Source organism: Rhodopirellula sp. JB055 (assembly GCF_043100905.1).
Classification (GTDB): Bacteria; Planctomycetota; Planctomycetia; order Pirellulales; family Pirellulaceae; genus Rhodopirellula.
This window is the reverse complement of the sequence record NZ_JBICHO010000001.1, coordinates 1-6063: the sequence shown is the minus strand read 5'-3', so window position 1 is coordinate 6063 and position 6063 is coordinate 1. Positions and strand designations below refer to the sequence as shown.

General features: G+C 56.9%; 4 protein-coding genes. 2 read left to right on the top strand and 2 right to left on the bottom strand.

From position 1 onward, the window contains the following. The coding region (locus tag ACF8AM_RS00020; protein WP_392553651.1) for an efflux RND transporter permease subunit at positions 1 to 1154 on the top strand (1154 nt) is incomplete at its 5' end. Positions 1155 to 1496: 342 nt separating this feature from the next. Here ACF8AM_RS00020 and ACF8AM_RS00015 read toward each other — a convergent pair. Beyond that, positions 1497 to 2651 carry an AI-2E family transporter gene (locus ACF8AM_RS00015; protein WP_392553650.1) on the bottom strand — a complete coding sequence of 385 codons (1155 nt, stop codon included), beginning with the start codon at positions 2649 to 2651 and terminating at the stop codon, positions 1497 to 1499. Positions 2652 to 2762: 111 nt separating this feature from the next. Beyond that, complete coding sequence (locus tag ACF8AM_RS00010; protein ID WP_392553649.1) at positions 2763 to 3608, bottom strand: prolyl oligopeptidase family serine peptidase; 846 nt, start codon at positions 3606 to 3608, stop codon at positions 2763 to 2765. 414 nt (positions 3609 to 4022) lie between these two features. Between ACF8AM_RS00010 and ACF8AM_RS00005 the strand changes: the two genes are divergently transcribed. Then, on the top strand, positions 4023 to 6063 hold a 2041-nt coding region (locus ACF8AM_RS00005), incomplete at its 3' end, for a sulfatase-like hydrolase/transferase (protein ID WP_392553652.1).

The window sequence follows — 6063 nt, the reverse complement described above, 5'->3', positions numbered from 1 at the left end:
CCGAACAACGCGCTATCCTGTTCACATTTGCTCCCCCGCCCATCGACGGATTGGGAACCGCGGGCGGGTTCCAGATGGAAGTCCAAGACCGTGGCAGCAATGGTTACCTGCCCCTCCAAAACGCGACCGAGGAAGTCGTCGCCAACGCCTCCACACAGTCCAGTTTGGCAGCTCTGAACAGTTCCTTCCGAGCCACCGTTCCCCAACTTTATGTGGACGTCGATCGGGCGAAAGCCAAAACGATGGACATCCCACTCAGCAGTGTGTTCGCGACCTTGCAAGCGTCGCTGGGATCTTCCTACATCAATGACTTCACACTCAACAACCGTTCGTATCAAGTCCGAGCGCAGGCCGAAGCACCGTTCCGACGATCGGCTTCCAACATCACGCAACTGGATGTCCGAGACAACCATGGCAATATGATCCCGCTGGGTTCCATCGTGACCGTGCGAGATGACTTTGGTCCCGACGTTGTCCGACGATACAACATGTATCCCAGTGCGGCGATCAACGGGTCCGCCGCCCCTGGCGTCAGTTCCGGCAATGCACTGACCTTGATGGAACAAACCGCAGAGCAAACGTTGCCGGTGTCGTTCTCTTACGAATGGACCGGCATGTCATTCCAAGAGAAACAAGCCTCCGGCGGCCAGTATTTGATCTTTGGCTTGGCAATCCTGTTTGTGTTCTTGGTTCTCGCGGCCCAGTACGAAAGTTGGACCAGCCCCGCTGCGGTCATCGCCGTCGTGCCGCTGGCCGCACTGGGGGTCGCCTTGTCGCTGATGCTACGAGGAAGCGACAACAACACCTACACGCAAATCGGCATCGTGTTGCTGGTCGCGTTGGCCAGCAAGAACGCGATTCTGATTGTGGAATTTGCCAGTGAAGAACGCGCGGCCGGCAAATCGCCTCGCGATGCGGCAACGACCGCCGCCAGACTCCGATTCCGAGCCATCCTGATGACCGCATTCTCATCGATCCTCGGCTTTCTTCCGCTGTTGATCGCCTCGGGTGCGGGCGCGGCCAGCCGCCAAGCCGTGGGAACCGCCGTCGTCGGTGGCATGATCGCCGCTACGATCTTCGCTCTGTTGCTCGTCCCAACGTTCTTTGTCATCTTCCGAACGCTCTCCGAACGCCTGGCCAAGTCGAACAACTAATCTTGCCCCATTGAAAACCGCTCCAATTCAAAATGCCACGCATGCGGTAGGATGGGCGCTCTTACCCGTCAGAATCGGCCAAGAATCCCCATCACAACCCGCTGCGTGAGTTTTGAAGTTGCGCTTTTGCGTGAGGCATTGGGTTTTTCATAACCCGACGCGTCAGCGAGGCGAAGTCAACATCGTTTTTCCCTCGCTGACGCTTCGGGTTATGAAAAAACTGACGCTTCGGGTTATGAAGAAACTGACGCTTCGGGTTTTGAGAAAAACGCAACATCAAAATGCGTGAGCGAGGGAAGGATCGAGCATGGGAACCATGCACGTCCCCTCACCGGCCGCCGTTCAATGGGCGGCGATGCTCTCGTTAGCACGCGGTCCTAATCGTCCCGCCATCACCCGAGCCACCGGGCGAGTGACATCCATCCGGTCCAGAGCAATCTTGATTGCCGCGGTGATCGGGGTTGCTAAGAACATCCCCGTGATTCCCCACAGAGTCCCCCAGAACATCAGCGCCAACAGAATCACCACCGGGTGCAAATCCGCCGAGTTGCCCATCAACTTCGGCTCCAACAAATTGCCGCTGGCGACCTGAATGGAACACGTCACCACGATTGCACTGATCATCCAAGCCAAGCTGCCATCGGGATGCAACAGAATGAACGGCAACGGCAGAATACTGGCCAGAATGGGACCGATGTTGGGAATGTAATTGAGCAAAAACGCCAGCAGTCCAAACGTCAGCGCCATCGGCACCCCGAACAACCACAGCGCCATCCCAAACACGATGCCAGTGGCAAGCGAAATCATCGTCTTCACGAACAGGTAAGAACGAACCTGCCGGTTGACTTGATACGCCAACGTGTTTTCACCGTAACCGCTCAGGTTGCCCAGCAACAGGAAGAAGACGTAAATCAGAATCACGATGCTGGTCGATCCGAGCTGAAACAATTCACTCGACAAAGATGCGACACCGTTTCGCAAAAACTCCTCCAACTGAGCCCTCAAATCAGCGGCTGCATTGGCAAGCAATTCATCAGGCTCGGACCGGTCCTCCGGAACGACCTGCGTTTCGGGCTCCTCCACCAAATCAGCAACCGCGGCTTCGGATTTGTTCGTCAACTCATCGGAATCAAACCGCTCAGCGACGTTCTCGTGCAACCAGTCCTCCGCCTTTGAAATAATCTCGGACACTCGCATCCGGTATAGCTTGCCCTCTTCGGACATCTGGGCAATCGACAACCAAATGCTCGCCCCAACCAAGAACGTGCCGCCAATCGCCAAAGCGAAGGTGACGCCTGCGGCAATGACACGATTCACTTTCAGCCGGGCCTGCAAGAAGTCCAAGATCGGTGTGATCCCGCTGACAATGAACAACGCGACCACAAAGGGAACCAACACCGATCGCAACCAATACACCGCGGCCGTCAAAGCAATCGCCGTGAGGATCAGCAAACAGGCGTCCTGCACCGAGTTGCTTCGTGGAGGCCGGTCTGTCATGGGAGGCTTCGTTTTGGTTGCGTTGAAAAGGATGAGTCCAGCGTCAATCTTCCGCCTAAGACGCTCGCGGGACTATACCAAAACACCGATCTCATCATCAGATGCTCGGCTCTATTGTCCGAGTTGGTGCCTCAACAACCAAGCGTAAACTTCCGGGTTCGCGTAGGTCGCGGTCCAACTGTCGTGCCCTGCATCGGGGTAGATCGTCAGCTTCACATCCCCACCAGCTCGCTGAATCGCGGTGACCATTTCTTCGCTTTGGCTGGGGACAACCACATTGTCCTTGCCACCATGGAAAGCCCAAATCGGAGTCTTGGCAAGCTCGTCTGCCCACTCCGTTTTCCCACCGCCGCAAATGGGAATCGCCGCAGCGAAACGTTCGGGATGAGTTGCCGTCAAACGCCACGTTCCGAATCCACCCATGCTCAACCCAGTCACATAAACACGACGCGTGTCAATCGAAAGCTGTCCTTCCACATAGTCCAGCAACGCCATCAGCTCATCCGTCTTCCAAGATTCAACGACGTCCTTGCGATCTTTCCCCGGCTTGGGGCTTTGCGGCGAAACAATCACAAACGGCATCTCCTTGCCTTCCTTTCCAACTCGCTTGGGTGGCCCATGCACAGCGATTTGTTGGAAGTTCCCATCGCCGCTCTCGCCCAGACCGTGCAAGAACAACAACAGTGGAACACGTTCATGTTTTTCATAGCCCTTGGGCGTGTACAACAAGAACGGCAGTCGGTCCGGTCGCCCCTCGGCAGGTTCCGGAATCACAAAGAAGTTCTCGGTTTGCTCGCCAGGTTCCACCGTGATTTTCGACCGCAAATCAGCCCCCGCCTCTGCCGCGGCGGACTCCTGAGCCCACAAATCTCCACGTTGGAAACCACACACACCAACCGTTGCTGCGACCATTATCACACCGACTAAGAAATCACGTCCCATCACTTGCCTATTCATTGGAGCCATCAAATCGCAAAAATGTAGGTATCGAATCGCAGACGGCACCACCCGGCGCGTCTCGCAGGAAGAATACATCATCCGAACGCAGCATAATCCACCACTAGCGAGCATTTGTGCCCTGCCGCCCAACAAGCCGAAACATCGGCATCAATCGCATTGTATCATCGACACTCGCTCCCTGATTTCCTGCGAACCTTGAAAGACAATCGCTGGCGAGCCCCACGCACAGCGACCACCTTGGTTCGAAACGAAACCCGTTCTCGCGCTGACCGTTCTCACTCGCACCCCAAAATATTCGCGATGATGTATCGCCCACTTTCGACCGTGCTGCTTTGGATGCTACTGGCCCTTCCGCATGCTTTCGCGGAATCTCCTCGATCGCCCGCGAAGCCGAACGTTCTGTTCATCGCGATGGACGACCTGAATGATTGGATCGGCTGCTTGGGCGGGCATCCTCAAAGCATCACGCCCAACTTGGATCGACTGGCGGCTAGCGGCATCCTGTATACCAATGCTCATTGCCCCGCACCGGCTTGCAACCCGTGTCGCTCCGCCGTCTTCACTGGCCGAGCTCCCAATCAATCCGGGTTGTACGACAATCGCCAACAGATGCGAGAGATCATGCCGGACGAAGTCATCTTGCCACAGTACTTCCGCAATCATGGCTATCACGCCGCGGGTTCTGGCAAACTGCTTCACTACTTCATCGACGCCGGTTCTTGGGACGAGTACTTTCCCAAAGCTGAATCAGAAAACCCCTTGCCACAAACGTTCTACCCCACCCAACGTCCCGTCAGCTTGAAACGCGGCGGCCCGTGGCAATACGTTGAAACCGACTGGGCTGCGCTCGATGTGACCGATGAAGAATTCGGTGGCGACTGGGCGGTCAGCCAGTGGATCGGCGACCAACTTCGCGCCGAACATGACCAACCGTTCTTCCTGGGTTGTGGGATCTACCGCCCGCACGAGCCCTGGTTTGTCCCCAAGAAATACTTCGAACCATTTCCACTTGAGAGCATCCAACTTCCGCCGGGATATCTGGAAAATGATTTGGACGACGTGCCTGCCGCCGGTCAACGCGCCGCTCGCAATCGCTACTTCGCTCACATTCAAGAACAAGACCAATGGAAGCAAGGCATCCAAGGCTACCTCGCGTCGATTCACTTCGCCGATGCGATGCTGGGCCGCGTCCTGGACGCCTTGGAATCCGGTCCCAACGCGGACAATACGATCGTGGTCCTCTGGTCCGACCACGGGTGGCAACTGGGCGAAAAGGAACACTGGCAAAAGTACACTCCCTGGCGAGCGGTCACCCGCGTGCCCCTGATGGTTCGCGTGCCCAAATCGCTCAGCCCATCGCTGCCCGAAGGCACACCCTCTGGCGTCGTCTGCGATGCCCCCGTGAACACACTCAGTCTGTTCCCAACGCTCCTCGATTTGTGTGAACTGCCTTCGCGGCCGCAAAACGACGGACCAAGTCTACTGCCATTGCTTCACGATCCGAACACAAAGGATTGGACGCGTGATTCCGTCACGTATCTCTCCCAACCCGGAGCCTACGCGATCAGCGGACAGACTCATCGTTACGTTCATTACCCCGACGGCAGCGAAGAACTGTACGACATCCAATCCGATCCCTACGAATGGGAAAACCTTGCGAGCGAGCCCACTGCCCTCTCACAACTCACCCACTTTCGCTCCATCGCACCCACCAAGTTTGCAAAACGGATTGAACCATCGGTGAAGTCACTGGCGAAGCTTTCGTTTCACCCGATCAGCAATGAAACCGCTCCGCCATCCAAACCCGCCGGGAACAAATTCCCAGTGCACTTCCTCAACCAGCAACGCGACCCAGTCGAACTCTGCTGGATGGATGAAGAAGCAAATCCCAAACCCTACGGCACCATCCAGCCAAACCAAACTCAGACCCAATCGACTCGCCCGGGCGCGGTGTGGATGGTTCGAGAACCTGCCACCGGCAAACCTCTGGGCTACTTTCGCGTCGGTGACCGCACCGCCCAAGCCGTCATTCCCGCCACCAAACCAAACGTCGTCATCATCCTCACCGATGACCAGGGTTGGGCCGACCTGAGTTGCCAGGACGTCGTCGACGACATCGAAACCCCGCACATCGATGCCTTGGCCGCTCGCGGGGTTCGCTGCACCAATGCCTACGTGACCTCACCACAGTGCAGCCCATCACGCGCCGGGCTGATCACCGGACGTTACCAACAACGTCTCGGCATCGACACGATCCCCGACATGCCGCTACCAACCGAAGCGGTGACCATTGCCGAGCATTTGCAACCACTTGGTTACCGCACCGGAATGGTCGGCAAATGGCACTTGGAACCCAACGTCACCTGCGCCGACTGGATCCGCCGCGAACTACCGGCGATGGCAAACAAACCACGACGACAAGTCCGAATCCCATGGCCAAAGATCCAACCCT